Source organism: Leptothermofonsia sp. ETS-13, assembly GCF_049200465.1.
GTDB lineage: Bacteria > Cyanobacteriota > Cyanobacteriia > Leptolyngbyales > Leptolyngbyaceae > Leptothermofonsia.
In genome coordinates, this window is sequence record NZ_CP120836.1 from 5523496 (window position 1) to 5547753 (window position 24258).

Genomic DNA, 24258 nt, shown 5'->3' on the forward strand with positions numbered 1-24258 from the left:
TCAGAAATATCCCTCCTTCGCATAGGGATAGCACCAGAGCGTATCTTGCAAAACAACTGCCTTAAACCACGCCTGGTGCATCTTCTCAACTTCCTCAGCACTGTGCCCTTTCCTGGCTAAAAAGGATTTGATAGTTGCCGTGATGGGATAAATAAAGGCAATCATGTAACGCATCCCAATGTGAGGAATGGATGAAACGCGATCGGTTTGGTTTTTCTTCGCATAGGTGTGCCGCAGACCAATTTCCTGCTGATAATCGAGCCATGTCTGATCATAGGGACGGTTACAGGTGTCTAAAATCCACTGGCGAAAACGTTGACGAACCGCTGCCAGATATTCCTCAATCTGTTGTTTATCAGGCGTGCTGAAGTATTGAACTAAATGAGGATGGGAACCGACAAAGGAATACCACAAATCTAAAATCTCCTCAAGCTGATCTTGTAAAACCTCTCCAGCCATGTGCAGTGCTTTTTCATCCTCTTCAGTAAACAGCACCGTCTGTTTAAGAAGTTCAAACTCTTCCATTGAAATTGGTGAATGGGCAACCGTCTCCGTACCGTAAGTGTAACCAGGAATCGATGAAGTCGTTGTCATGGCTACGCCCTCCTGTTTTGTTAATTAATAAATGAAGCGACAGGGGTCAGGTATTAGGGAGTAGGGGTTAGGGATAGACAGAAGACAGAAGACAGAAGAAAGAAGAAAGAGGAAAGAAGGGGGAGTGAGGGAGTAAAGAACAACTACCCTATCACCCCATTACCCTATCGCTCATCCACCCATCCACCCATCTACTCATCTACCCCTCACCTACTAACCGCTAACAACCAAGAACTAACAACTAACTACTCCTCTCTCCAATTTCCAGCAGCTCGCTTTTTATCGCTTTCATGGTTCGCTGAAATGGTGTTATGCTGTCCAACCCTCGCGCCATAACTAATGCACCTTGAATTCTCAAAATGGTTTCTTCTGCACGATCGCGGGCTTCTTCCTTATCCAGTCCCATTTCCTGGAGAACTGCGGCGATCGCCGCGATCCAGCGAGAGAGGGCTTGCTTAATTCGGTTATGAAAAAGGTCATCACTGGACTCTCCTAAGACAAGAACCGCCCAGAGACAGGACTTCCGCCCTTCATCAAAAAACTCTTGTATCTGATCACACATTTGCTGCAACTTCTCAACAGGCTTTGCCTGACTGGAGAGGGATTTCAAAACTGTGGTTTCTAACCAGCGATCGATGTGATCAAGTGCAGCCTTCGCCATTTCCTCCTTTCCGCCAGGGAAGTGGTGATATAAACTCGCTTTTCCTAACCCGGTTAACTTTGAGATGTGTGACAGGCTGGCCCCCTCATAGCCATGCCGCCGAAACACCTCCACCAGTTGAACCACAATTTCCTCTTTCGACATCTACCAGCAAAAGGTCATCATTTCATGATTGACACTATACCAAACGTTCGGTACATTTAATTCTAGACCGAACATTCGGTACAAGTCAAGGAGCTCTGATTCATGCCCTCAACGATTGCTGGATTTCGTCTGGGAATTTATCTTTTCAAAGATGCTGAGATTGTTGATTTTGCCGCACCTTACGGGGTGTTTTCCGTTGCTCGTCGATTCGATCCTGAGTTAGATGTGTTTTTTGTGGCGGAAACCTTGCGTCCGGTGCAGGCGCAGGCAGGGTTCACTGTACTGCCAAACTACGGATTTGCTGACCAGGCAACAATGGATGCTTTTCTGATTCCCGGTGGTTTTGGTACCCGGCAAGAACTGCACAATCGTAACCTTCATGCCTTCATTCGCCAATTGCCAGAATCCTGCTTGCTGACTAGCGTTTGTACAGGTTCCTGGATTTACGGCAAGATGGGTCTGCTGGATGGACTGCCTGCAACCAACCGCAAAGAGCCTGATCGCCTGGAAGCTTCTGCGATGGGCAAAGTGCCCATTGACCGGCTGGCAGAGATTGCACCGGCCTGCCGGATCAGCCGTGCCCGGGTTGTGGACGCTGGACGCATGATTACAGCAGGGGGGATTGCATCCGGTATGGAAATGGGGTTTCATCTACTCCGCCGTGCAGGATACGACGAAACCTTCATTTCTGAAGTCGCCCACACAATGGAATATGACCAGGCCTATGCGGTTTATCGAAATGACATTGAGTTTGCGAAAGACATGGCATTAACCGAAGTTCGCTAATCGATTGCTTTTCTACACCTGTTTACAAATTTCAACCCTTACCTGGAGCATTAAGTAATGATTCGCCTCTACGGTCACGAACTATCGGGTAACAGCTACAAAGCCAGATTATTGCTATCCCTACTGGAACTGGACTATGAGTGGATGAAGGTTGACCTGCTGGCAGGAGCTCACAAAAAACCAGAATTTCTGGCACTCAACCCTTTTGGACAGGTTCCAGTCCTGGTAGATGAAGATACTGCCATAGCAGATGCCCAGGCAATTCTGGTTTACCTCGCTCGTCAGTACGGAGGAGAGGAGTGGCTACCGATCGCAGCAGAACCCCTGAGTCGAGTCGTCCGCTGGCTCTCTATAACCGCAGGTGAAATCCGTCAGGGACCGGAATCTGCCCGGTTATACCACTTGTTTAAAGCGACCAACATTAATTTAGAACGGGCAATCCAGAGGTCTGAATTTATTTTGACCCAGATCAATAACCATCTGGCAGATCGAGAATGGCTGGAATGCGGACGTTCCACGATCGCCGATATTGCCACCTTTCCCTACATTGCCCTTGCACCCGATGGCGAAATCTCTCTGGACAGCTACCCAAACATTCTTGCCTGGATTGAGCGGATTAAGCAACTTCCGAGTTTTACTGGAATGCCCGGCATCGAAACCGCTGCTGCGGTCGGCTAGCAATAACCAGTTGGCTGGTATAAGTAGCTAGTAGTCCGTCAGGATAGATTTGAAGGGTATCTCAAATCTATAAAATCCGGCGTTGCTGCAAGGGTAATGCACAATTTGGCATTATAGAAGGATGAAATGTCCTCAATGTAATTCAACTGAAACGGCAAAGAACGGGCATCGTCGAGGCAGACAATGCTACAAGTGCAAGCAGTGTGGTCGGCAATTTCTTGCAACTTACTATCCTTGGCGCTATTCGAATGAGGTGAAGCAATTGTGCATCAAGATGTACCTCAACGGCATGGGACTGCGAGGCATCGAACGGGTCACCGAAATCCATCACACGACGATTCTGCGTTGGATTCGGGCGGCAGGACACCAATTGCGGGATGCGCCAGAAGTAGAGGAGATTCCAGAGAACACTGATTTGGACGAACTGCAAACCTTTATAGGCAATACGCGCAACAAGCTATGGATTTGGACAGCGGTTAATCATAAGAGAGCCGGAATCTTGGCGTGGGTGATTGGTGACCGCAGTGCGGAAACATTCAAGTGGCTGTGGTCAATGGTCAAATGCTGGCAATGCTTCTTCTATATCACCGATGGATGGAAAGTCTACCCGATGTTCATCGAAGAGGGCGACCAGATTGTGAGCAAAACCTACATGACTCGCGTGGAGGGGGAGAACACTCGTCTGCGGCACTACTTGGCACGGTTGCACCGCAAGACCTTGTGCTACTCTAAGTCTGTCGCAATGCTGAAATGTTCCCTTCGTTTGCTGCTTCACTCCTTGAAGGATTGGACAGTTCCTTTGCCAGCTTAAATCATTACAGTTTCAGCAACGCCTAAAATCCATTTCCAGGGTGTTTCGAGGGGTTGAAAACCCTCAAAATAGTCTTGACAGACCACTAGGTAATTAAATTCAAGGTAATTTCTAAGGGTAATTTCAAGGGTGGAGGGGGTGAAGCCCCTTGCCTGGGGGCGCAGCCCCTACTCCCCCTTACGAAGTAATTATGACTACCTACCTACCAGATTCAAACCAGTCTTAACAGGAGAATGCAATGCCGAGAGAATTTGCCAGAATTGCCTTTACTCCCACAGTGAAGGCAGCCCAAGAAAAACGAGGCTCACGGGAAATTTATGAGCGGTATGAAAAGAATGGTCCTCCGAACGATACAGTCACTCCGGAACTGGCAGAATTCGTTGCTCAACAGGATGGATTTTATTTAGGTACCGTTGGCTCGAATGGCTATCCCTATATCCAGTTCAGAGGTGGTCAACCGGGGTTTTTAAGGGTTCTGGATCAGAAAACTTTCGGCTTTGCAGATTTCAAAGGAAATGTCCAGTACATTACGATTGGCAATCTTGAAGACAATGACAAAGCGTTCATATTTTTGATGGATTATCGTCATCGGAAACGCATCAAAGTTTGGGGACGGGCTTGGATCGTAGAAGATGATCCAAATTTGATTGAGCAATTAAAGGTTCCTGGCTACGAGGCAGAGATTGAGCGAGTCATTCTGTTTCAAATTGATGCCTGGAGCCAGAACTGTCCTCAGCATATTCCCATCCGTTATTCGGAGGCAGAAGTAGAAGCCATGCTTGCACCACTGCACGAACGAATTACCCAGTTAGAAGCACAACTCAGTCAGCAATGAATGTAATAGCAGTTTGCGCTTCAAATGCGCCAGACAGGGCTTTGAAAAGCCGAAGCCAGGAGTCAGAATAAATCCTACTTCTGGCTCCTGGCTTCCGACTCCTGGCTTCTTCTAAGGCATCTACCGTCAAAATTGTTTCAATCGGTATAACGAAGGTTTTTAGTACCCATGCATCCAAATCATCAAAATCCTCATATTAATCGCTGAATCCTACCTTGAGCGGTTAATCCTTCTATGAACACAACAAAGCGGACTCTTTTCAATTTTTTACTGGGGGCTATTACCTGTATGTTAATTGTAGGTGTTTCCAATCTGCCCCTGAGCAACGTTGCCTGGAGTGTACCTGCCCAACCTGAGAGTATAGAGCTTTTCCCATCCCGATCCTTAGAGATTGGACAGATGCAACAACCGATTAATCAGCATTTAATGGCAGATTTACAAGAAGCAGAATCGGTACTAATGGCTCAAAGCATGTCGGACAGCTCAATGCAGCGCTATGTTACTATTCTGACTAAGAACAATATTGTTCCCAACCCACCATCGACCTCTGCGACAGGAGTTGCGGGAGCCGTGCTGATGGGCGATCGCCTGGTTGTACGGGGAGACTTTGGTAGTCTGACCAGCGCTTTGCGAGATTACACCACTGATCCGCTGAATCCTCCCAACCCGAACATTACTTCCGCAGTTCATATTCACCGGGGTGCACCAACCGAAAATGGCCCCTTTCAATATGCTCTGACTGTGGTTGTGAATAAAACGGGGATAGGCGGTCGATTTATGGGAGAGTACACCCTGACAAGCGAGCAACTTCAGGCACTGGCCGATGGCAAACTGTACGTTGATATTCACACCAAGAAAAATCGTGCAGGAGAATTACGGGGTGTATTTCGGCAAATCTAAGCTGGAGATCCTGTGCCAGTGTTCCATCAGGAAAATTTTGTAGGTTCAAGACCCTTAAAATTTAACTCAAATCAAACCATTCAGCTTGAACCACCTGTCAAATTAACTTTGACAGACCACCAGTGCTACAAACACTAAATTTTGCAACATGGGGGAGTGGGGGCTTCGCCCCCAGAAGGGGGGCACCTCCTCCACCCCCTTCAAAACTTTTGTTTTGATCTACTAGATCTGTTAGATCTGTAACTAATTTCGTGATAGAGACGTTCCTGGAACGTCCTTAATGTTCAATTCACCTGAACGTGGGCACCTTTCCGTTTCGGCTGCGAAATGCGGCCTCTCCAACCAATGGAGATGTCTGTATTTTCATCTCAAGGATGGGTCTACTCTAAATCCAGGAATCTTCCGTAAGCACCCTCCCCAAGGTATGCATGATGCATTCTGAGAGATCAGGCAGTTCAGACACCCCTCTGTCCAGCCAAACTGATGCAGAATTGTTTCTGGCATTGAGGAATGGTCAGAATGCTGCGCTGGGTGTCATTTATGATCGCCACGCTGGACTAGTCTACGGACTGGCTCTCAATGCCCTGAAAAATTCTCAAGAGGCTGAGGATTTAACTCAGGATATTTTCCTGACCCTTGCGCGGAGGTGTTCCTATGATCCCAAACGGGGAACGCTCAGAACGTACCTGACGATTTTGACACGATCGCGAGCCATTGACCGATTGCGATCGCGGACCAGTGCCCGTGAGTTATTAAATCGATGGAGACCTACAGGTCAGTTGGAAACTGCATCCAATGCACCACTCGAACACGTATTTCAGCATGAACAGTCCCAGGAGGTTAAGACTGCGCTGGCACAATTGTCAAATGATCAGCAGCAAGTTCTCAAAATGGCTTATTACGATGGTCTTAGCCAGTCAGAAATTGCTGAACGGCTAAAAATTCCTTTGGGTATGGTTAAGGCGAGAGCCCGTAGAGGTCTACTTAAACTGCGCCAATCTCTCACACGTTTCACTAAGTAGTTACGGCTATGGCAACGTCAATGCCTTCGGAAGAGTTACAGCTACTAATTGCGGGGTATGTCCTGGGTGACCTTAGCCCTGAGGAGGCAGCAGAATTTGAGCGTCTTCTAGCAGAAGATCTAGCAATAGCCGAAGAAGTTGCCCGGATGCAAGACGCGCTGGAAATGTCCTACGCCCCACCTGAAGTACCACCCCCTGCCCATCTGCGTTCAGCCGTACTCGATCAGGTTATTTCAGCAACCCCAGAGCCCCCCGCGGCTTTCAATCCCCGGGTTCGAACAAGGATGCCGTGGCGCAGCTTAATGGAAGTTGCCGCCGCTGCCGTCATCATTGCCCTGGGAATTAACAACTATCATCTCGGACAGGAGCTAAAAAGCGCACAGGTTGAAACACAAAAAATACGCCGTTCTCACCTATGCCCTGGCTGCAACCAAGACTGAAAGTAATGCATCCGCTGTCGTAGTCGTTAATCCCAACAATTTAGAAGCAACGTTGGAAGTGAAAAATCTACCTCCTTTACCACCTGGCAAAGTTTATGCCCTGTGGACCGTTTTGGAACCTAATGCGCCATTTACAAAAGACGAGAAAAAGGCAATTTTAACTGAAGTTTTTCAAGTAGACGATCGCGGCAATTTCTCCCAAACATAGGCCCTGAGGGAGACGGAGTCAACAGTCAACTGTGAAAAGATACCGAGTAAATTGATGCACAGACTCAAAACGCAGCAGACCATAAGCCATCCTAAAGCTGGCTAAATTGCATTCAATATTTCATTCCTAAATACGTTCCATTCGTTGAACTGTCGTGTGTCTTTTAGCGTGACTTAAGCCGTAGAATTGCCGCACTCACCTGCTGTAGTAGTCATTTCAACTGGGCTTTGGGACTAGCATCGCCGCTAACGGCGACCTCTTCCGCTGGAGCGCTGCCAGATAGCGGTCTTCGTCATAGGGCACTCGGTCTTGCCAGCAGCGCCAGAGAATTCGTCCCCACTTATACGCCAGAGCGCGAATCGCTTTGGGATGACTTTTGCCCGATCGCCGCTGCTGCTGATAGAACGCATTGGCCCACGATGAGTGTCGCCGCGACTGGTCAGCCCACTCCACAAAGGACTGCCGCAGAAACTTTGACAACTCCAGCGCCAGTGCGTCCAGCGTTTCTTGCCACTCTCTTCTTTGACCGGTGCAATGCCGATATAGCTCATAAACGCCTGGGCGTTGCCGAAGCGACTGCGGTCATCACCAAAGGCAACCAGCAATCGAGGGGCTAAATGGGGGCCTGCTCCTGGTAAAGCCTCGAAAACGCCGCATCTGGCAAAGACTGAAACAACTACTCAATCGTTTGATTCAACTCATCGAGTCGATGCAAGAGTGCCTTGAGTTGAATCACCAGCGTTTGCACCAGCCATTGCATCGGTTTGACGATGCCTGGGTCTTCTGTCAGCGGGGTACCAGCGGTTTGAATCTGGTGAATGCGCCGTTCAATGGCGCTATGGCGAATGACTCGATGAGACTGGAAGAACTGAGTCAATTCCTCAGCCGAGGCAGCTTGGGCGCAGTGGAGATCAGGGTATTGAGTCATAAAGTCGCAAAACACTTGAGTATCTTTATCCTCAAACCAATCCAGCACTTGGGGGTAGAAGTTCTTCAGCGCAGCGGTCATACGATTGGTCAACCGCACCTTCTCGCCCACCAGCATGCGGCGAGATTCACTCCACTGCCGCAAGGCTCGCAGTTCACAAGATGCGGGTTGCCACGGAGGAATCTTGTCAGGATGCTTGAGCAGCAGCTCAATTAGAATTTGAGCATCCACGGGGTCTGATTTTGCGCGTGAGGGCTGAAAGGCTCGCCGATAGTTGGAGACTGTGCGCGGATTGATGGGAAACAGCACTAGGTTTTCGTACTGGCACAGTGCGTAAATCAGGGGGTCCTCGCTTTTGCTCCAGACAGATGGCGATTGGGTCATTGCCGTATCGCTGTTGCAAGGTCGCAACCCAATTGGCAATCTCTTGCGGTTGAGTGCCGATCACGCTGTATTCTCGCTGTGCGCTCTCTCGGGGTCATACAGACAGATGTCGTGTTTACGATCTGACCAGTCGATGCCGATGTAGGCGACAAAGGTTCTTTCCATCAGCTAAGTTGGGGATAGTTTGTTGTCAGGAACTGGGCTGCCTGCTTCTGAGCGAAGAGATTATGGAAGGTGTGAAAACCACGCAATCCCTGAGAATTCGTTAAAGGAAGCCGGTCAGGGTTGAGGCGAGGCAATATGTTAGTAGACATCCGGCTGTCTGACGTTGGATGGTCGTCCTCAATCCCTAGCCCAGTCTCTTTTCCTAATTACCATTTCTCTGGCTCTTAGCGAGCTGCATGAGAGGAGCGAAGCAATATGTTAGTAGACATCTGCCGGTCGCTCACTGCATGGTCGTCTCCTCTCTTGCGCTGTTCCGTCTCCCCATAAATCACTGTACCGAAAACATTTCGTTCCAAAGAGTTCGTTACTAAAGTCGCCGTCACGATAGAAGATGCCAAAGCCCCCCAGAAACACATCGGTTTACCCATCATGATCACAGGGTCGTAGGGGAGTTGTGTAGTTATTAGTGAAAGTGAGGAAGAGATGTGAGGGAGTGATCGGGGAATAGGGTGATCGGGTGAGGGGTTTGTCAAATTTTTTGTGGCAATCCTGGAAAGGGGGGCGAGGGAATCAGGGTTTCGAGGAGCCAGAGCCCCATTTCTAGAACACCCTCTGAGGTTTCTTTACTCCATCCATCCCTCCATCCCTCCTCTACGCGGCGGCGGCGAAACCAATCAGGTTGACGGGTTTCACTCCATCTCGAATGGTGCCCAGAAGACTGGCTGAACCCGAATTCAGGTCAACCGAATAGAACGATGAATTAGAGGTGGCAAATGCCACGTTGGTTCCATTCCTGAAGGCAATATCGAATCCTGCTCTTGCCCTGAAATCAACTCCAAGGGAGCCAACCAGTGTTTGGGTTCCATTGTTGGGTGGAGCCTGGATGAATAGTTGATCTTTATCAGCATCAATGCTGTATTGAGTGGTAGTGGTGGTACCTGTGAAATTATTGGTGTATGCGGTTGCCACAATTGAACGGGTTGCACCATTCAAATTGCCATCGGGTTGAATTCCATCCATCATCAGGTTGCCATCTACCACTGCGCCAGTGTCCGGGTTAAGGCGCAGGTTTTGACCAGCATCACTTACAACACGGATGCGATCGACGATTGGGTTAAAGTCAACGCCAAACTTAGTGCCATTGAGCGGAATAGCAAAGGTGCCACTACCTACCTGAGTAGCCTTTCCAGTCATGACATCAATCGTATAGAGGCGATCGCTGCTACCCAGACCAAATAATTGTCCAGTATTGGGACGGAAATCAATTCCCAGGAGAGTTTCACCATATTGCAATCCAGTCACATCTACAGTAGTAGCATTTGAAAGCTTATTGTCATTCAAGAATGCAAGACTGTTGTCTTTCGTGAGCCCCACAAATTGAGCAGTTGTTGGATCAGGAATCTTTCCAAGATTAATCAATACCTTACGAATAACGTCATCAAGCTCAAGTCCTAAGCCTGATTCTAATTGCTTAACTAAATCACGAATTGGGCTGCTATTCTGCTGTAGAAGATTGCGCAGAGTGTTATTGAGGTTGGCGTATGAATTCATTGCTCATTCATCCTCAGATGTGTACGGCCTTGGTACGAGTTGAATAAACAATTGGATGTATACTCACATCAATACTAAATGCTGAGATTCTTCTCAAAATGCTAAATTTTGATTGTTCTATCAACACCACGACTGACTATCGCAGTCCTAAATCAGTCGTGAGATTGAGAGGCTTTGTGTGAGAAAGGATTCCGCAGGAATCCTTTCTCACAATCCAAATTACGATCGCAATAGCATTTTTCCACCGATACGGTAGAGCTTCCAGGTATCAATTGATACTATTCATGTACCCGTACAGGCCGAAGTGGACCCTGCATTTCCTGATGTACACTCACCCCAATTTGAAGGGCTTCACTGAGCAGTTCTGCGTATTCACTCGCCTGATGATTCACTTCCAGGGTTTTGAGGGCGATCAAGTTATTTTCGATATTGGTAAAAAAGCTCATACCCGCGGGCGAGCAGTTTTCGGTTTTGTCGCAGAATGCGCTCAGTCATGAGTCCACACACCAGGCTCTTTCTGGCAATGGTGAGGGCTTCCAGAACCTGTTCCCGATTCAGTGCAACTCTGGTATTTCCAACCTCTTCCAGCTGATCTAACACATCTACTGCTTGAATTACGTCGTTATATCGATCCACCTCATCCAGCAGATGAGCCAGGGATTTCAGTGACTTCACTTTGAGTGCTATGTAAATGTTCCAGGCAATCATGGCGATCGCAGTCAAACCCAACGTCACTGCCAAAAATGTCAGGATGGTAGGCAAATCACTAATGACTGCAGCAATGACTCCAGCAAAATCACGAATCAGCCATCGCCTAATCAGCAGTGTAAAAATGAACATCAAGGCTGCAATGAATAGTTGCGTAATGCCAAAGGAGAGCAACTGTCTGAGAGTTTGAGAGTTTGAAAAATAGAGGGGTAGTAGGTTCCTCCCGATACTCCACCCATGAAGACCTTATTCACCTCAAACCCGGTCAAATCTTTAATTTTCCTAGCTCTAATTGTTAAGTCTTCATAAATCAGACTTTATGGGTAGCAGTTCTTTGACTTCTGAGCATGAATTCTTAAAATACATTTACACTACAGCAATGATTAATTTCGAAAAAACGGATAAACCTGTGAACTTTACCATTCAAAGCGCACTCATCCCGGTAGAAAATGGCTACGAAACGGTTGATGTTCAAATTGTTGACGGGCGAATTGCGGCGATCGCCCCTACCCTGGAAGTGGTAGGAACGCCAGTTGATGGTCGCAACAAGCTTCTGCTTTCAGGTTTTGTCAATGCCCATACCCACTCTTCAGAGATGTGGCAGAGGGGAGCCATTCCGCCGTTTCCGCTGGAGTTGTGGATTGCGGAGCTTTACGACTTTACCCCACTTGATCCAGAACAGGTTTACCTGAGTGCCCTGGGAACGGCAGCAGAAATCTTGCTGTCGGGTGGCACCTGTGTGGTTGATCATCTGGTGATGATTCCCGGTCGCGAACTCGAAACTATCGCCGCCGCCATTCGCGCCTATCGGGAAATTGGCATCCGTGCCTTTGTTGGTCCATTGATTCAAGATGAATCGTTGACAGCCAGCATCCCTTCCGGTGGCAACCCGCAGGAGCATCTTCCCTACGTCCGCTCAACCCAGGAAACGCTGGAGCTGATGCAGGAGATAGTGCAACAATTCCATCGTCCAGAGGAAGGAATTGAGATTATGACCGCACCTACCGGGATACAGCTTTGCTCTGATGCCCTGTTTGAAGGGTGTATTGAGTTGAGCGATCGCCACCAACTCTGCCGCCACACCCATCTGCTGGAGACGAAAGCCCAGCAAATGCTGGCGGAGGAAAAGTATGGCTGTAGTGCTGTCACCCACCTGAAACACCTTGGTTTCCTTAGTCCCCGCACCTCCCTGGCCCACTGCGTCTGGCTAGATGAAACGGATATCAAAACCTTGGTGGAAACCCAGTCTACCGTGATTCACAATCCCCTCAGTAACCTGCGCCTAGGTAGCGGCATTGCCCCTATCCTCAAATACCTGCAAGCCGGAGTCAACGTCTCCTTTGGCTGCGACGGTTCCGCCAGCAACGATTCCCAGGATCTGCTGGAAGTCATCAAAATTGGTACTATCTTGCACAATGTTACAGACTTTGACTACCAAAACTGGATCACTCCCCGCCAGGCTGTCGAAATCGCAGCGTTGGGTGGTGCCAGAGGTTTGGGGATGACAAACCAGTTTGGTTCTCTGGAAGTCGGGAAACAGGCAGACCTGGTGCTGTATGATCTGACGAATCTATCCCTGCTGCCACGCACTGACCCAATTGGGCTTCTGGTTCTGGGCCGTCCTACTCAAGCGGTCGATAGCGCTTGGGTCAGAGGCAACCGCATTATCGCCAGCGGCCAAATTACCACCATTTCTGTGGATGACTTGCGGCGATCGTTGTTTGAGCGCAGTCAGTGGGTGAGCGATCGCCAGTTAAAATCCGTTAAACAGGTGGAAGCCCACTACCGCTCTGTACTCAGCTTACCTGCATGATGCAAGAAAAGCATTGACATGTTTCTCTAAAAACAGGCATACTGGATAACTGGCTGTCAATTCCTGCTCGGATCAGGTGAGACACAAAAAGCCTCTCAGAGGACATGAGTTAAAGGGATTGAGTTTGGAATCAGGTAGGGATTCCACCTGAAAATTTCTAACCCTGGCTCTTGGCTTCTCCAGGCTACCTGTACGGCAATTTCTAAGGCACTTCTATGACTTCTTACGCAATTATTGAAGCGGGTGGCAAACAATTGCGGGTAGAACCAGGACGGTTCTACGACGTCAATCGGATTGCGGCTGAACCCGACTCCCAAATTACCCTTGATAAGGTGCTGTTTGTTCAAAATGACGGTACCACCAGTGTTGGCCAACCCTTGGTCGAGGGCGCAACGGTCGAAGCAACAGTCATGCGCCATCTGCGCGGCACCAAAGTCATCGTTTATAAAATGCGCCCCAAGAAAAAGACCCGCAAAAAGCAGGGGCACCGTCAGGAACTGACCCGCTTAATGATCAACAGCATCAACCTGGGCGGGGCAAGTTCTCAAAAGACGGCAGAGGCAAAAGCAGCGGATGCTGCACCTGTGGCTGAGCCAGAAGCGGTTCCAGCGATTGAAGAGGAAGCACAACCTGCCCAGGCGGATGCCAAAGCGGAGGAAGCCGCTTCCATTGAGGAGGCTCCTGAACCCACTCAGGCCGACAGAGCACCCGAAGCCAAGCCCAAAGCAAAGCAAAAGGCTGAATCCACCAAGGAATTCCCTCAGGCAGAGTAAGCCACTACTCACTCGAAATCTTTTAGATTAGCGGTATAGACAGAGGACACTATGGCTCACAAGAAAGGTACAGGCAGTACTCGCAACGGTCGCGACTCGAATGCTCAACGTTTGGGGGTTAAGCGCTATGGCGGCGAGGTTGTAAAAGCTGGAAATATCCTGGTTCGTCAGCGTGGCACCAAGATTCATCCCGGCAACAATGTGGGCCGGGGTAGTGATGACACTCTTTTTGCTTTAATTGCCGGTGTGGTGACGTTTGAACGCTATGGCAAAAGCAAAAAAAAGGTGAGTGTCTATCCAGTTGAAGCTTAGCGCTTGATTCAGTACCTGGATTTAAGCAATCGCAATCAGTGGTAGGGATGTTGTATGCAATGTCCCTACATACAGGATTCTTCATGAAAATTGCGACCTGGAACGTCAACTCGATTCGTACCCGGCTGTCCCATGTTGTGAACTGGTTGCAGGAACATCCGGTTGATGTTCTTTGTTTGCAAGAAACGAAGGTTGTAGACGAAGGCTTTCCCCGCGAAGCATTTATCGAACTGGGCTATCACTCTTACGTTTTCGGGCAGAAGAGTTACAACGGGGTTGCGCTCCTTAGCCGTCAGCTTTTGACTGATGTGCGTTTGGGGTTTTCTGGAGTGCTGGGGAAAGGAGTTCTCCCGACGGATGAGCAAAAGCGGGTAATCTCTGGGATTGCAGATGGCATTCGGATTGTAAACCTCTATGTGCCAAATGGGTCTTCCGTTGGCAGCGAAAAGTACGCGTATAAGCTGAAATGGCTGGAAGTTCTACATGAGTATCTGAAAGCGCTACTTGCAAGCCAACCGGGACAGCTTTTAGTCTGTGGTGACTTTAATGTGGCTCTAGAGGATATCGACATTTATGACCCTGCCGGAAAAGAGAAAGAAGTGATGGCGACTCCTCTGGAGCGGCAGGCACTCCGAACTTCTGTGCTGGAGTTGGGACTGGCGGATGTATTTCGGAAGTTTACTCTAGAGGGTGGACACTTTAGCTGGTGGGATTATCGACAGGCAGCCTTTCGGCGGAATTTGGGTTGGCGGATTGACCATATTTACCTGACTCCCGATCTCTATGAGCGGGCGATCGCTTGCACCATCGATGTCGAGCCTCGCAAGCTTGAGCAACCCAGTGATCATGTTCCGGTTACAGTCGAACTTTAGATAGGTGTTTGTTTTTCGTGATTTGTCTTTAGATTAAGTAGAAGAGATCCAAAATCCTGAATGGGGTGTTCACCATTCGTTCTCTTCCGTTGGCCAATGCCAACCCTGGATTATCGATGGCACCCCCCTACCCCCTTATCCCCTACCCCCTATGTTCTTAGTTACTGGCGCAACCGGAGGGCTTGGTCGCAGAATTGTACGGTTACTGCGGGATCACGGAGCACCTGTGCGGGCGTTTGTCCGGCTGACTTCCCGCTACGCCGAACTGGAGCACCGGGGTGCGGAAATTTTTTATTGGGGATTTATTGCGCGATCGCGACATCCACAAAGCTTCCCAGGGCGTGCAATACGTGATTAGCGCCCACGGTTCTAATGAAGCATCCGAGGGAGATGCAGAATCCGTTGACTACCAGGCCAATATTGAATTGATTGATCAGGCAAAGGTCGCAGGGGTAAAGCACTTCGTTTTCATTTCTGTTCTAGGGGCAGATCGAGGGTATGAAGATGCTCCTGTCTTTAAGGCGAAGTGGGCGGTGGAAAAATACCTGCAAGCCAGTGGCTTGAACTATACGATTCTCCGTCCCTCTGGGTTTGCCTCTAACCTGTTGCCGCTGGCAGAGCGGTTTCGGCAAACGGGCATTTACTTGCTAATTGGCGACCCTCAGCATCGTTTATCCATTGTCAGTACGGATGACCTGGCCCGCATTACGGTTGACTCAGTAACCACAGAAGGGGCGCAAAATCAAGTTTTGCCTGTTGGAGGTCCCGAAATTCTGAAACGGGAGGAGATCCCACGGATTTTTAGCCGGGTACTCAACCGCGAACCAACGATTCTCAATCCTCCTCTGTTTGCGTTTGATGGCTTGCGGGGGGCGATCGGTTTGTTCAATCCCAAGCTGCGTAATTCCCTAGGAACCCTTCGCACTTTGCTGGCCAATGAGTTTTTCTGCACACCCGCCGAGATTCAGCGTCTGGAAACCATTTTTGACCTGAAGCTGGAAACCCTGGAAAGCTTTCTCCGCCGATATTTAGGTGTTTAGGAGGTGGGTCCGGCCTGAGAGAGTTTTTCAGTTGAGTTAGTCATAGCAATTTTGCTTGTTAAATGCGATAGATCAGGGATTTGAGAAGCCAGAAGCCAGAAGTAAGATTTATTCTGACTCCTGGCTTCTGGTTCCTGGCTTCCTCCATTAAGGCATCTGCCGTCAAAATTGTTTAACCCGGTATCACGCTCTCTGAGGGGCTAGGGGTTAGAGACCAGGGTCTAAAGAGTGGTTTATGCATTTGAAACTAGCTGTCAATGGAAATGCCAAGGGTTCTTTCCTTTTTTCTTTTCTCTTTTCTCTTCATTCTTCTAAAAAAACTCCTCCAGCCGTGCATCTGGAGGAGCATCAAGTTTGCAGAGATTTGTAGCCATAACCACTAGACTTAGGGCGGGGTACAGGGGTGGAACCTCTGGCTGAGGGCGAAGCCCCACACCCTCTGAAAACCAGTGTTCTAAGTAGCCTAACGACAGCTATAAAACCTTTGAGTTTGCGCAGGCCAAACTTAAACAACTTCGAGATCCATTCTGTAGGAAGTGTTGTTGGTTCCCAGATAGGAGTAGACCCAAATGTAGTATTCCCCTGCTGCTAAGCTCGTCAGGTTGATTGACTCACTCTGAGAGCCAGAGAGTACCGGTCGCGATCGCATCTCCTGTGTAATTCAGAAGTTCAACATCAGCATCAGCCTCCAAACCCGAAATGGTTAGATTAAACTGGCTATTCTCCTCAACCTGAATTCGGTAATAGTCCTGAGAATCGTTGCTTCCAACGAAGTTAGAAAAGCTGCGGCTTCCATACAAGTAGCCAACACCCGTTGCACCACCCATCGTATTGTCGGTTTGAGATACAACCGAAATGCTTGCTCGCCAAATGGGCAAATCTTGAGCAGAACCAGACTCCATCATCAAATTTTCTGGAGCCATTACAGTTTTCTGGAGCCGTTACAGGCATAGTAGTCTGATGAACAAAACCGGATGGGGCAGAACTGGCACGAAACATTTGTCCAAACTGCTGAAACATTCATTGTGGACCAGGCAGCACTCCTGATTGGGGCAAAATTCCTAATTGAGAACTGAGTGCCTCAACCGTCGAGTAACTTGAACCAGCAATATCAAAACGAACGGGAGCAGAATGGGGAGCAAACATTGCGCACCTGCCTTTGTGTAGAGTCAAATAACCCACCTTCATGGTTCTTTAAGGCGGCTGTTAAAAGCGTTATCTGCCTTTTAGAACCTGTACGAAGTTGTCTGACCCACCGAAAAGGATTGTGCAAACAGTTACAAAGATTAAAAAAAGAGATATTACCAGGCGTTGCACTGACGTACCCTGCGGAAATTACACTTTATTTCATTCACGACTTTAAACTTCACCTCGAATGGTAAAGGAGTAGTCACCGCCAGGTTCCAACTGATAATCCCGTTGTTCCAGAAAACGCCCCAGGGGTTCTTTAATTAAGGCTCTTCCCAGGGAAGGTTCGACTGACAGTTCACCCCGACGAAAGCACCACTCGAACTGCCACTCAAACTGGTTTGCCCGAACTTCGCCTTCAATTTTTCCTTGTTGCCAGGATTGGCGAGTAATACGGACATAGGCAGTGGTTTGCGGCAAACGATGGGAACCCACAGTTGTCTCTGAGTATCTAAACTTTACTGGAACTTTACTGGACAGGTTGAGCATCTGGCTCAAGCACCCACAATACCAAACCTTTAGGCACCCGCGTCAAGACGACCATGTTACCGTGCTTTATCATACGCTCTGAAGCCCGCTGGGCAGCTTCTAACGTTGGGTAGAATTTGACATAACTGAACAGCTTGTCGTTATAAGCGATCGCCCCTACTGGCTTTGGTGTATCTGGCAGGGTAATGTGGCAGGTCTTAACCAGTTTGCGGTCTAAGATGAGAGCACTGGCTGGTGAATGGTCTGTCATCGTCAGTGAATCTTTGGATCACTTCACTCTAGAACACACTTCACTCTAGAACACTTAGCATACAGACTTCTCCAGGTATCAGTTAATTAATGTTTTAATGTTTGCTCAGAATCAGTGCAGATACAGTCAATAGTCGCTATCCAGTATTATTCAAGCGATAAATACTTTGTATAGAAAAAACTTGTATAGAAAAAACTTCAGTGTATAGAAAAAACTTCAGTAACTACGCTGATGCTCTCAAATTTAAGCTAGTGAGGAGATATGAACAACCGATAAAATACAGAAATTGCCGAATGCTGGACACGATTAAGTAAGTAACCAGGCGCAATTGGTTCTCCCGGCTTACCGGTATACTCTTTCACCCCAAACAAAACCCCTAGAATATTAATTTTGTTTTGGTGATAGGCGAAGCTCATTACCAGACTCCAGGGGAGCCGCGCAATTGAACTAATAGCAATTTGATTGTTATGGCTGTCGCCAGGTTGTTTAGGACATTGGCTTTAAGGGGGCACAGTTCCCACTCCCTCCTTTCCAATTAATGATGGTTACCTACTTAGTCCTGAGTTTGAGCCAAGTTGCGGCTGTTATAAAGACTCATTGCTTTCTCAACCCCATGCTTGAGACTGTATTCAACCGCTTCAACCACCAGTTGCAGTACTTCAGCTATTATTTGAGCCTCCTCTTCAGAAAAGCGCCCTAACACATGAGAAACAGCGTCCTTATTGGGATGAACTTCTTTTGCACTGCCAATCCCAATCCGCAAGCGGGGAAATGTCTGGGTACCTAGATGGGCGATCGCTGATTTCATGCCATTGTGCCCACCCGCCGAACCCGATAATCGTAGCCGTATCCGACCAATGGGCAAATCCATTTCATCATAAATAATCAGTACCGATTCTGGTGGTAGCTTGTACCAGTCCACCACCGACCGAATGGCCTGCCCGGAGTGATTCATATAAGTCAGGGGCTTGAGCAGGCGTACCTTTGCCATTCCTGCCCCAAACCCTTCTCCTATAATGCCCTGGAACTTGCGACTCTCGGCTAAGGAAATTTTCCAGGCACGGGCCAGGGCATCAACGGCTTCAAATCCGATGTTGTGGCGGGTGCGATCATACTTTGGGCCCGGATTGCCCAACCCGACAATTAACTGGGGAATCACCAGAACTGACCTGGCTCCATCACTCGCACTCAACTGCTAACCTCGCTGGAAGCCTTTACTTCCTCAGCAGGAGTGGATTCAGTCGTTTCTGCTACAGTCACACCATTCTCCTGGGGAGGGGTTGCGATCGTAGAAGCCGGAGACAGCACTGGCTGATCGGGAGTTTCCAGAGTCGCTTCCATCGGCTCCTTAGCCACTCGCTCTAGCTGCTCGGCTTCTCGCTTAAACTCAGCCTCAAACTCCTTGGAAGCTTCCTGGAAGCTTCGAATTGCTTTTCCCAGGCTCCGACCAATTTCCGGCAGTTTTTTCGGCCCAAAAATTAACAGTGCCAGGACTAAAATTACAGCCATTTCTGGCAGACCAATTCCAAAGATGTTCACGGTGTTGCCTCCTGCAATGGTGAGGTTGAGCTAAACCGCCTTAGCCCAATGTCAATCCCCAGTATAAGACCAGACAAAAAGCCCCGGACAGGCCGGGGACATCATCTGAATTCAAGACGAAAGAACTGAATCAAACCAGCAACTGAGGCTTTACCAGCTCACCGTAAAGTCATTCAGTAAGATTGAGGAGTTATAGATTTGCAAAATAATGAGAAGGAATACGAGGAACAGCGCCATAAAAACGCCCATCAGAACCGTCGTGCCCCAACCGGGAACAACCTTACCATATTCGGAGTTTAGGGGTCTCAGAACGTCTCCCAACCGTGTCCGTATTGCCATGGGTCTCCTATGATTGTCTCGACAGAGTTTGTTATTTAACGTTACATTATAAGGGGTCCTGTACTCATATTTATCACTGTTATGGAACCTGCAATAGCTCTTAATATTTCTATAGGGGTTGCCCTGGTAGCGATTACTGGATACGCCATCTACACGGCTTTTGGTCCTCCATCCAAGGACCTGGATGATCCCTTCGAAGAGCACGAAGATTAAGTAGCCAGGCGCAACTATGGCGGTAGTCATTATGGTTAGGACAGGGTGCAAGGGTGGAACCCCTGGCTGGGGGCGAAGCTCCCATTCCCTCTTTAATTCCAATGTCCTAACGCTCCCGCGTAGAGCTATAAATTAAGGATAATTTTGGGGGTAGAGGGGGCGAGACCCCTCGCCTGGGAGCACAGCTCCCACTCTCCCCTACAATTAAGTAATGGCTACCTTAAGTAATGGCTACCTACTTAGAAGATTAATTCGTAGAAATCTTAAAACTTGCAATCTTCCAGGGGGGAATTGTAACAGTTTGCCCTCTAACTTCATAGATATTAGTGGGTTGTTCCAGTAAATCAACTGCCTGCTTAAGCTTCAGGTTCAGGTCACCTTGCAGGTTAAGTTCTGCCGTGTCTCCACAACATTCGTAGCAGCGAAGGATCCATTCATGCGGCGAATCTTCTGCTTGCTTGAATGACATCAGCATTAAGTTCTCTGCGCCTAAATCTAGAAACGAACCCGCAGAGGGAAGAGTTTGGGTGCTGGGTTTCCCATTGACAGGAATAATTACTGCTAGAAGTGGCATATCTAGTTCCTGTCCGTGTTTTATCGTTTGGGCTGTTTTCCAGTTGCCCGTATGGGGATAAATAGCATAGGTAAATGAGTGGTGTCCCTGGTCAGCTTGTGGATTGGGGAACTCAGAACCGCGCAGCAGGGTCAGGCGAAGCTGGTTAGGCTGAGCGTCATATCCATGTTTACAGTCGCTCAATAAACTGACGCCGTAATTTCCATCGCTTAAATTTGCCCAACGGATTGCGGGAACTTCCCATTGGGCTTTTTCGCGATCGCTCCCCGGTCTGGTGGTTCGCTGAATCACTCCACAAGGAATTTCATAGGTTACATAATCTGTCTCTAAATTCAACGGAAACGCAGCTTTGACCAGAATATGCCGCTCTTTCCAATCCACACTAGTTTGAATTTTCAGGAGAGGAGATTCCTGTTCAAGAATATAAGTCTGACTGAAAACGGACTGGCCTATTTTACGCTCAACCATGATATTCCTTGAGAGGGAATTGTGCATTCTGGTGCCTCCATTCGAGGTTATTCTTAGCAGTTCAGCAGGGGGTAAGGGATGCTTCTCATAATTTGGATCAATGTTCCATGCATCCCAGTATTGCCCCGCATCACGAAAGGCTTGTAGCTGGTTGCCTGCTCCATTGAGAACTTCCCGCTGATTTAGTTTGTCAAAAATACTGGATAAATCGCCGGTAGTGGGGTCGATTTCAACTCGCAGGAATCTATTCTCTAAAACGTATTTTGTTTCAATAGGCTTTCCATGGCGGCAGTCAGGGCGGGGATACGTCCAAAAGCAACGGTAGCCGAGCGCTGGGACATTTTTAGCAAGAAAGGTCAATCCCCAATCATAACTATCAGCGCTTTTTGTGAAGATGCAGAAAGGAGCTTCGACTTCCCGACCTTCTAAATCACAAAGCTGCCAATCATAAAAAATATTCTGCTCATATTCCTCAAATTCTGTGAGCGTTTCGACATTGGTCAGTTCTTGTGAAATATCGGCATTGACGATCGCTGAACGCTCCCAATTACAGGGATTAAAAACAACAACTGCTCTGGCATTGGGATGGGGGGGTGGAGGAAGAGAGATTTGAGTGGCGATCGCCTTCAATGCTTCATTGGTAATACCAATCGCCTGATTAGTGGCATCTCTCCATGCCCGGTCTGCATCCTCATACACTTCTCGAACAGCGGAACCGGGAAGAATATCGTGAAACTGATTGAATAGAACTTGCTTCCATGCCGTTTCAAGGTCTGCTTTTGGGTAAGGAGTGCCCGCGGCAATGGTCGCGAGAGAGGCATACAGCTCTGCCCAATAAAGCCATTGTTCGCACCGCCGATTCCACCATTTCTGGTCTCCATGAGTTGTATAGCAGCCCCGATGGAATTCGAGGTAGAGGTCGGAATTCCAGAGGGGGAGATGAGGAAGTGGGGAAGATGGGGGGGGAGAGGTGAGAACATTTAAGTTTTCAGCTTCATTTAGGAAATTCTGAGGTTCACTGGCAATGCTTTGAAGTTCGCGCTTGAATGTCTGAGGTTCGTCGTTGACACTCAGAGATTCATGTTTGATGACCTGAGGTTCACGCTTGAATGTTTGAGGTTCTCCTTCGATGCTTTGAGGTTCATCATTGATGGTCTGAACTTCGTTCACCGTATTCTGCACTTCAGTGGATAAGCCTGAAGCCAGGTCAGGCTGGTACGTTGCCTCAAGGTTTTGCAGGTAGTCCAGGGCAGTGGAGAATTCCAGTTGGGGAAAGAATGGTGACTTCTGCCATCGCTGTGCCACTTCTAGCATGTCGCGGGTGGGCCCCCCCCCGTGGTCGCCTACACCAGGAAGCCAGAGGGCAGAGGGAATTCCGGTTTTGGCTTCCCAGTCACAGGCGTAGGTTGCCATTTTGACTGGGTCGATTCCTTCACCAATGGGGGCAGACATCAAACTGAGGATTTGAGTGCCATCGGGTGCCTGCCACTGAAACAGGTCGTAGGGAAACTGGGTCGTGTCGTTCCAGCGGAGTTTTTGGGTGACGAAGTATTCGATACCGCCCTGCTTGAGAAATTGGGGTAGCTGCCAGTTGAACCCAAAACTATCTGGCAACCAGGCAATGCGATTGATGCTGCCAAATTTTTTCTGAAAGTAACGCTGACCGTAGAGAATATGGCGAACAATTGCTTCGCCGCTAATGATGTTTAGCTCTGGTTCAACCCAGAGACCACCGATAGGTTCCCACTTGCCCGCCTCGATCTGTTGCTGAATCTGGTGAAACAGGTCAGGGCGGTTTTGTTCTATCCATTTATAGAGAGCGGGGGTGGAGTGGCAAAAGATGAGTTCTGGAAAATCTTTTTGAAGGTTAAGCACAGACTCAAAGGTGCGTTCTGCCGCTTTCCAGGTTTCATCCACTGTCCAGAGCCAGGCCATATCGAGGTGGGCGTGACCCAGGAGGTAGATTTTGCGCTGTTTGAGGAAGTTGGATAGGGGGAGGAGGCGATCGCGGAGTTTGGCCAGGGATTGATTGAAGGAGGGGTTGGGGTGTGGAGTGTGGAGGGTTGACCAGTCGATTTGGGCGATCGCATCCGCCAGAAATTCAAGTTTTTCTGGGGCAAAGGTTTCTAAATACTGGTACAGGACAGCGAGCTCGTCAGCGATAAAGCCGGGTTCGGGGGAATGGGCGGGAGAGGGGACTTCGTAGACGCAGAGGGATTTGACCAGCGCGCCATCATCGTGACCAGGGCTAACCAGGCGGAGGGCGATCGCGATTTCCTCTCCCGGTGTCACGTCCGGGCTCAACAACACCCGGGTTGAGCAGTCAAATAAGTCGCCTTCCTGCACCCCCTGTCCATTAACAAAAATGTGGGCTGATTCTGCCCACCAGGTCAGTGCCAGCCGCAGGCACAAGCCCTCTAGTGGATAACCTTGCAAATCCTTGGGAACGGTGATGATTTGCCCCAACCAGCGAACATTTCGTCCTTTTGACCAGGCAATATGGTTTTTGTGATTCAGGTCTGCGATCGCCCAGTTTTTCCAGCTTCCTGGTTGAATAGCTTCAGCAAAAGGCAAATCTCCCTCCCAGTAGTGCCAGTTTAGTTGAATACTGATCTGGGTCAGGTTGCGGAGCCGCTCAATTGCCTGAGAAATATCTTCTTGAAAGACAGAAACTGATTTGCTCAAATTGGTCACCGTTCGACTGGCTGCACCTTACATAATAGGTGGACATGCCATGTGGAGGAGTCCTTCGGTGCACCCACCTACCACCTAATCACCTTCCTAAGTCTGCTCTTCTTCCTCTTCTCTAATCTCTTCGCGACTGGGTGGCATCGACAAATAAAGGGAACCCGATTGCTGCGGTACTTTGCTGGCCTGAGCTGCGATCGCCCCCTGCGAGTGGCTACTGGAATGAATGGACTGGAGCGCATCGGCCACCGGGTGATACATCACCGTCAGCAAGCAAGAGCAACCTGCCAGCAACATCAGATCCAACTCTTTGCTGGTCGGTCTCCGCAGGCGGGCTTTGCGGAAGTGGGGAACTAACCGGGTTTGGGGCGTGCGCTTGCGTGGCATCAGTTCGATTTACTCCTGGAAAAACAGTCTGATTAGTATCCAGCCTATTCAGTATACCCAGGCTGATCTAAAACGTCTCCTGTTGCTGCTCCTGAAACAAAATCCAGCCATTCTAGTAGTTCACCAAAGGAACTTTGCCTGGTTATCTAAACCCAGAAAAACAAATTTACGGGTTTTGAAGGGTTATAAACCCTTCAAAATCTGCCTGGCAGACTACTCGTGTTGCAAACACTAAATTCTGCAACATGGGGATTTGGAAGCTCCGTCCCCAGGCAGGGGTGGAACCCCTGCACCCCCAACAAAACTTTTGTTTTGATCTACTAGATAGACTGGATAGACTGGGATAGCCTGGGATGAGTTCCTGAATCGTGATCGCAGCTTATAAAGTTGTAAGCAACTGGTTGAGTGAGTTCCATTCACTGCAATCATAGATAAATGCACCCAAACGGATGCATGTAAGTGGATTTAGCTAACCACTAATCAGGCAATTTTGATTTG

At 48.7% G+C, this 24258-nt stretch carries 33 protein-coding genes and 1 pseudogene; 15 read left to right on the forward strand and 19 right to left on the reverse strand.

Features of this window, described 5'->3' with window-relative positions; all coding sequences use genetic code 11:
- Both P4D80_RS25150 and P4D80_RS25155 read right to left on the reverse strand, forming a co-directional pair.
- Entirely contained in the window at nucleotides 1-594 is a 594-nt protein-coding gene (locus tag P4D80_RS25150; protein ID WP_421656785.1) for a protoglobin domain-containing protein, read from the reverse strand.
- A gap of 241 nt (nucleotides 595-835) precedes the next feature.
- The gene (locus P4D80_RS25155; RefSeq protein WP_421656786.1) at nucleotides 836-1399 is read right to left on the reverse strand and encodes a TetR/AcrR family transcriptional regulator; all 564 of its coding nucleotides are present in this window, start codon (nucleotides 1397-1399) and stop codon (nucleotides 836-838) included.
- 102 nt (nucleotides 1400-1501) lie between these two features.
- Between P4D80_RS25155 and P4D80_RS25160 the strand changes: the two genes are divergently transcribed.
- The 4 genes from P4D80_RS25160 to P4D80_RS25175 all read left to right on the forward strand — a co-directional run bounded on the left by P4D80_RS25160 (nucleotide 1502) and on the right by P4D80_RS25175 (nucleotide 4509).
- Complete coding sequence (locus P4D80_RS25160; protein ID WP_421656787.1) at nucleotides 1502-2185, forward strand: DJ-1/PfpI family protein; 684 nt, start codon at nucleotides 1502-1504, stop codon at nucleotides 2183-2185.
- Nucleotides 2186-2242: 57 nt separating this feature from the next.
- Nucleotides 2243-2863 (forward strand): glutathione S-transferase family protein, encoded by a 621-nt coding sequence (locus P4D80_RS25165; RefSeq protein ID WP_421656788.1) that lies wholly within the window; start codon nucleotides 2243-2245, stop codon nucleotides 2861-2863.
- A 121-nt stretch (nucleotides 2864-2984) separates the two neighbouring features.
- Entirely contained in the window at nucleotides 2985-3674 is a 690-nt protein-coding gene (locus P4D80_RS25170) for an IS1 family transposase (RefSeq protein WP_421656789.1), read from the forward strand.
- A 238-nt stretch (nucleotides 3675-3912) separates the two neighbouring features.
- Entirely contained in the window at nucleotides 3913-4509 is a 597-nt protein-coding gene (locus tag P4D80_RS25175; protein ID WP_421656790.1) for a pyridoxamine 5'-phosphate oxidase family protein, read from the forward strand.
- Here the strand turns inward: P4D80_RS25175 and P4D80_RS25180 are convergent.
- Complete coding sequence (locus P4D80_RS25180) at nucleotides 4496-4687, reverse strand: hypothetical protein (protein WP_421656791.1); 192 nt, start codon at nucleotides 4685-4687, stop codon at nucleotides 4496-4498. The genes P4D80_RS25175 and P4D80_RS25180 overlap by 14 nt on opposite strands.
- A 56-nt stretch (nucleotides 4688-4743) precedes the next feature.
- Between P4D80_RS25180 and P4D80_RS25185 the strand changes: the two genes are divergently transcribed.
- The 4 genes from P4D80_RS25185 to P4D80_RS25200 all read left to right on the forward strand — a co-directional run bounded on the left by P4D80_RS25185 (nucleotide 4744) and on the right by P4D80_RS25200 (nucleotide 7079).
- Nucleotides 4744-5409, forward strand: coding sequence for a CHRD domain-containing protein (locus tag P4D80_RS25185; RefSeq protein ID WP_421656792.1), 666 nt, complete (start codon nucleotides 4744-4746; stop codon nucleotides 5407-5409).
- A gap of 428 nt (nucleotides 5410-5837) precedes the next feature.
- A complete protein-coding gene (locus P4D80_RS25190; RefSeq protein ID WP_421656793.1) occupies nucleotides 5838-6431 on the forward strand; it encodes a sigma-70 family RNA polymerase sigma factor in 594 nt (197 codons plus the stop codon).
- 8 nt (nucleotides 6432-6439) lie between these two features.
- Nucleotides 6440-6871 (forward strand): hypothetical protein, encoded by a 432-nt coding sequence (locus tag P4D80_RS25195; RefSeq protein ID WP_421656794.1) that lies wholly within the window; start codon nucleotides 6440-6442, stop codon nucleotides 6869-6871.
- A complete protein-coding gene (locus P4D80_RS25200; protein ID WP_421656795.1) occupies nucleotides 6816-7079 on the forward strand; it encodes an anti-sigma factor in 264 nt (87 codons plus the stop codon). The genes P4D80_RS25195 and P4D80_RS25200 overlap by 56 nt, the downstream gene beginning before the upstream one ends.
- Before the next feature lie 216 nt (nucleotides 7080-7295).
- On the opposite strand, the gene P4D80_RS25205 is transcribed toward P4D80_RS25200, so the two are convergent.
- The 7 genes and pseudogenes from P4D80_RS25205 to P4D80_RS25235 form a co-directional block, all read right to left on the reverse strand.
- Nucleotides 7296-7559, reverse strand: a complete 264-nt coding sequence (locus tag P4D80_RS25205) for a hypothetical protein (protein WP_421659620.1) — start codon at nucleotides 7557-7559, stop codon at nucleotides 7296-7298.
- 53 nt (nucleotides 7560-7612) lie between these two features.
- Nucleotides 7613-7684 (reverse strand): annotated as a pseudogene (locus P4D80_RS25210) (hypothetical protein); the annotation flags it as partial.
- A gap of 71 nt (nucleotides 7685-7755) precedes the next feature.
- Nucleotides 7756-8391, reverse strand: coding sequence for an IS110 family transposase (locus P4D80_RS25215; protein WP_421656796.1), 636 nt, complete (start codon nucleotides 8389-8391; stop codon nucleotides 7756-7758).
- A 164-nt stretch (nucleotides 8392-8555) separates the two neighbouring features.
- Nucleotides 8556-8705: a hypothetical protein gene (locus tag P4D80_RS25220; RefSeq protein ID WP_421655398.1), complete on the reverse strand. Its 150-nt coding sequence runs from the start codon at nucleotides 8703-8705 to the stop codon at nucleotides 8556-8558.
- 502 nt (nucleotides 8706-9207) lie between these two features.
- Complete coding sequence (locus tag P4D80_RS25225) at nucleotides 9208-10107, reverse strand: DUF4394 domain-containing protein (protein WP_421656797.1); 900 nt, start codon at nucleotides 10105-10107, stop codon at nucleotides 9208-9210.
- A gap of 278 nt (nucleotides 10108-10385) precedes the next feature.
- Nucleotides 10386-10553, reverse strand: a complete 168-nt coding sequence (locus P4D80_RS25230; protein ID WP_421656798.1) for a hypothetical protein — start codon at nucleotides 10551-10553, stop codon at nucleotides 10386-10388.
- A complete protein-coding gene (locus P4D80_RS25235) occupies nucleotides 10525-10947 on the reverse strand; it encodes a hypothetical protein (protein ID WP_421656799.1) in 423 nt (140 codons plus the stop codon). The genes P4D80_RS25230 and P4D80_RS25235 overlap by 29 nt, the downstream gene beginning before the upstream one ends.
- Nucleotides 10948-11194: 247 nt before the next feature.
- On the opposite strand from P4D80_RS25235, the gene P4D80_RS25240 reads away from it, so the two are divergent.
- The 6 genes from P4D80_RS25240 to P4D80_RS25265 all read left to right on the forward strand — a co-directional run bounded on the left by P4D80_RS25240 (nucleotide 11195) and on the right by P4D80_RS25265 (nucleotide 15625).
- Nucleotides 11195-12628, forward strand: coding sequence for an amidohydrolase (locus P4D80_RS25240; protein ID WP_421656800.1), 1434 nt, complete (start codon nucleotides 11195-11197; stop codon nucleotides 12626-12628).
- A gap of 215 nt (nucleotides 12629-12843) precedes the next feature.
- On the forward strand, nucleotides 12844-13401 hold the full coding sequence (rplU, locus tag P4D80_RS25245; RefSeq protein ID WP_421656801.1) for a 50S ribosomal protein L21: 558 nt from the start codon (nucleotides 12844-12846) through the stop codon (nucleotides 13399-13401).
- Nucleotides 13402-13452: 51 nt separating this feature from the next.
- Complete coding sequence (gene rpmA / locus P4D80_RS25250) at nucleotides 13453-13713, forward strand: 50S ribosomal protein L27 (protein WP_421656802.1); 261 nt, start codon at nucleotides 13453-13455, stop codon at nucleotides 13711-13713.
- Nucleotides 13714-13796: 83 nt separating this feature from the next.
- On the forward strand, nucleotides 13797-14585 hold the full coding sequence (gene xth, locus P4D80_RS25255) for an exodeoxyribonuclease III (protein ID WP_421656803.1): 789 nt from the start codon (nucleotides 13797-13799) through the stop codon (nucleotides 14583-14585).
- A gap of 151 nt (nucleotides 14586-14736) precedes the next feature.
- Entirely contained in the window at nucleotides 14737-14943 is a 207-nt protein-coding gene (locus P4D80_RS25260; RefSeq protein WP_421656804.1) for an NAD(P)H-binding protein, read from the forward strand.
- Entirely contained in the window at nucleotides 14864-15625 is a 762-nt protein-coding gene (locus tag P4D80_RS25265; RefSeq protein ID WP_421656805.1) for an SDR family oxidoreductase, read from the forward strand. Before P4D80_RS25260 ends, P4D80_RS25265 begins: the two co-directional genes overlap by 80 nt.
- A 611-nt stretch (nucleotides 15626-16236) precedes the next feature.
- Here the strand turns inward: P4D80_RS25265 and P4D80_RS25270 are convergent.
- From P4D80_RS25270 to psbH, 7 genes are all read right to left on the reverse strand, one after another.
- Complete coding sequence (locus P4D80_RS25270) at nucleotides 16237-16548, reverse strand: hypothetical protein (RefSeq protein WP_421656806.1); 312 nt, start codon at nucleotides 16546-16548, stop codon at nucleotides 16237-16239.
- A 97-nt stretch (nucleotides 16549-16645) separates the two neighbouring features.
- The gene (locus tag P4D80_RS25275; RefSeq protein ID WP_421656807.1) at nucleotides 16646-16771 is read right to left on the reverse strand and encodes a hypothetical protein; all 126 of its coding nucleotides are present in this window, start codon (nucleotides 16769-16771) and stop codon (nucleotides 16646-16648) included.
- A 213-nt stretch (nucleotides 16772-16984) separates the two neighbouring features.
- Nucleotides 16985-17248: a DUF3146 family protein gene (locus P4D80_RS25280; RefSeq protein ID WP_421656808.1), complete on the reverse strand. Its 264-nt coding sequence runs from the start codon at nucleotides 17246-17248 to the stop codon at nucleotides 16985-16987.
- 34 nt (nucleotides 17249-17282) lie between these two features.
- Nucleotides 17283-17552 (reverse strand): hypothetical protein, encoded by a 270-nt coding sequence (locus P4D80_RS25285; protein WP_421656809.1) that lies wholly within the window; start codon nucleotides 17550-17552, stop codon nucleotides 17283-17285.
- A gap of 553 nt (nucleotides 17553-18105) precedes the next feature.
- Nucleotides 18106-18744, reverse strand: coding sequence for an aminoacyl-tRNA hydrolase (pth, locus tag P4D80_RS25290; protein ID WP_421656810.1), 639 nt, complete (start codon nucleotides 18742-18744; stop codon nucleotides 18106-18108).
- A complete protein-coding gene (locus P4D80_RS25295) occupies nucleotides 18741-19091 on the reverse strand; it encodes a TatA/E family twin arginine-targeting protein translocase (protein ID WP_421656811.1) in 351 nt (116 codons plus the stop codon). Before P4D80_RS25295 ends, pth begins: the two co-directional genes overlap by 4 nt.
- Nucleotides 19092-19241: 150 nt before the next feature.
- On the reverse strand, nucleotides 19242-19430 hold the full coding sequence (gene psbH, locus P4D80_RS25300; protein ID WP_421656812.1) for a photosystem II reaction center phosphoprotein PsbH: 189 nt from the start codon (nucleotides 19428-19430) through the stop codon (nucleotides 19242-19244).
- 81 nt (nucleotides 19431-19511) lie between these two features.
- Between psbH and psbN the strand changes: the two genes are divergently transcribed.
- Complete coding sequence (gene psbN, locus P4D80_RS25305) at nucleotides 19512-19643, forward strand: photosystem II reaction center protein PsbN (RefSeq protein ID WP_421656813.1); 132 nt, start codon at nucleotides 19512-19514, stop codon at nucleotides 19641-19643.
- Nucleotides 19644-19890: 247 nt separating this feature from the next.
- Here psbN and P4D80_RS25310 read toward each other — a convergent pair whose 3' ends face one another.
- Together P4D80_RS25310 and P4D80_RS25315 are read right to left on the reverse strand one after the other, a co-directional pair.
- Nucleotides 19891-23370, reverse strand: coding sequence for an alpha-mannosidase (locus P4D80_RS25310; RefSeq protein WP_421656814.1), 3480 nt, complete (start codon nucleotides 23368-23370; stop codon nucleotides 19891-19893).
- A 96-nt stretch (nucleotides 23371-23466) separates the two neighbouring features.
- A complete protein-coding gene (locus tag P4D80_RS25315; RefSeq protein WP_421656815.1) occupies nucleotides 23467-23760 on the reverse strand; it encodes a hypothetical protein in 294 nt (97 codons plus the stop codon).
- Between the last annotated feature and the right edge of the window lie 498 nt (nucleotides 23761-24258).

Bases quoted from the DNA above. Each gene is read 5' to 3' on its own strand.
- P4D80_RS25155 (WP_421656786.1), bottom strand. From the start codon at position 1,399: ATGTCGAAAGAGGAAATTGTGGTTCAACTGGTGGAGGTGTTTCGGCGG.
- psbH (WP_421656812.1), bottom strand. From the start codon at position 19,430: ATGGCAATACGGACACGGTTGGGAGACGTTCTGAGACCCCTAAACTCC.
- P4D80_RS25195 (WP_421656794.1), top strand. From the start codon at position 6,440: ATGGCAACGTCAATGCCTTCGGAAGAGTTACAGCTACTAATTGCGGGG.
- P4D80_RS25315 (WP_421656815.1), bottom strand. From the start codon at position 23,760: ATGCCACGCAAGCGCACGCCCCAAACCCGGTTAGTTCCCCACTTCCGC.
- rplU (WP_421656801.1), top strand. From the start codon at position 12,844: ATGACTTCTTACGCAATTATTGAAGCGGGTGGCAAACAATTGCGGGTA.
- P4D80_RS25160 (WP_421656787.1), top strand. From the start codon at position 1,502: ATGCCCTCAACGATTGCTGGATTTCGTCTGGGAATTTATCTTTTCAAA.
- P4D80_RS25235 (WP_421656799.1), bottom strand. From the start codon at position 10,947: ATGTTCATTTTTACACTGCTGATTAGGCGATGGCTGATTCGTGATTTT.
- P4D80_RS25220 (WP_421655398.1), bottom strand. From the start codon at position 8,705: ATGTCTACTAACATATTGCCTCGCCTCAACCCTGACCGGCTTCCTTTA.
- P4D80_RS25225 (WP_421656797.1), bottom strand. From the start codon at position 10,107: ATGAATTCATACGCCAACCTCAATAACACTCTGCGCAATCTTCTACAG.
- rpmA (WP_421656802.1), top strand. From the start codon at position 13,453: ATGGCTCACAAGAAAGGTACAGGCAGTACTCGCAACGGTCGCGACTCG.
- P4D80_RS25215 (WP_421656796.1), bottom strand. From the start codon at position 8,391: ATGACCCAATCGCCATCTGTCTGGAGCAAAAGCGAGGACCCCCTGATT.
- P4D80_RS25260 (WP_421656804.1), top strand. From the start codon at position 14,737: ATGTTCTTAGTTACTGGCGCAACCGGAGGGCTTGGTCGCAGAATTGTA.
- P4D80_RS25240 (WP_421656800.1), top strand. From the start codon at position 11,195: ATGATTAATTTCGAAAAAACGGATAAACCTGTGAACTTTACCATTCAA.
- P4D80_RS25285 (WP_421656809.1), bottom strand. From the start codon at position 17,552: ATGACAGACCATTCACCAGCCAGTGCTCTCATCTTAGACCGCAAACTG.
- P4D80_RS25165 (WP_421656788.1), top strand. From the start codon at position 2,243: ATGATTCGCCTCTACGGTCACGAACTATCGGGTAACAGCTACAAAGCC.
- xth (WP_421656803.1), top strand. From the start codon at position 13,797: ATGAAAATTGCGACCTGGAACGTCAACTCGATTCGTACCCGGCTGTCC.
- P4D80_RS25175 (WP_421656790.1), top strand. From the start codon at position 3,913: ATGCCGAGAGAATTTGCCAGAATTGCCTTTACTCCCACAGTGAAGGCA.
- P4D80_RS25230 (WP_421656798.1), bottom strand. From the start codon at position 10,553: ATGAGCTTTTTTACCAATATCGAAAATAACTTGATCGCCCTCAAAACC.
- P4D80_RS25190 (WP_421656793.1), top strand. From the start codon at position 5,838: ATGATGCATTCTGAGAGATCAGGCAGTTCAGACACCCCTCTGTCCAGC.
- P4D80_RS25275 (WP_421656807.1), bottom strand. From the start codon at position 16,771: ATGTTTGCTCCCCATTCTGCTCCCGTTCGTTTTGATATTGCTGGTTCA.
- P4D80_RS25150 (WP_421656785.1), bottom strand. From the start codon at position 594: ATGACAACGACTTCATCGATTCCTGGTTACACTTACGGTACGGAGACG.
- P4D80_RS25270 (WP_421656806.1), bottom strand. From the start codon at position 16,548: ATGGCTCCAGAAAATTTGATGATGGAGTCTGGTTCTGCTCAAGATTTG.
- P4D80_RS25185 (WP_421656792.1), top strand. From the start codon at position 4,744: ATGAACACAACAAAGCGGACTCTTTTCAATTTTTTACTGGGGGCTATT.
- P4D80_RS25170 (WP_421656789.1), top strand. From the start codon at position 2,985: ATGAAATGTCCTCAATGTAATTCAACTGAAACGGCAAAGAACGGGCAT.
- psbN (WP_421656813.1), top strand. From the start codon at position 19,512: ATGGAACCTGCAATAGCTCTTAATATTTCTATAGGGGTTGCCCTGGTA.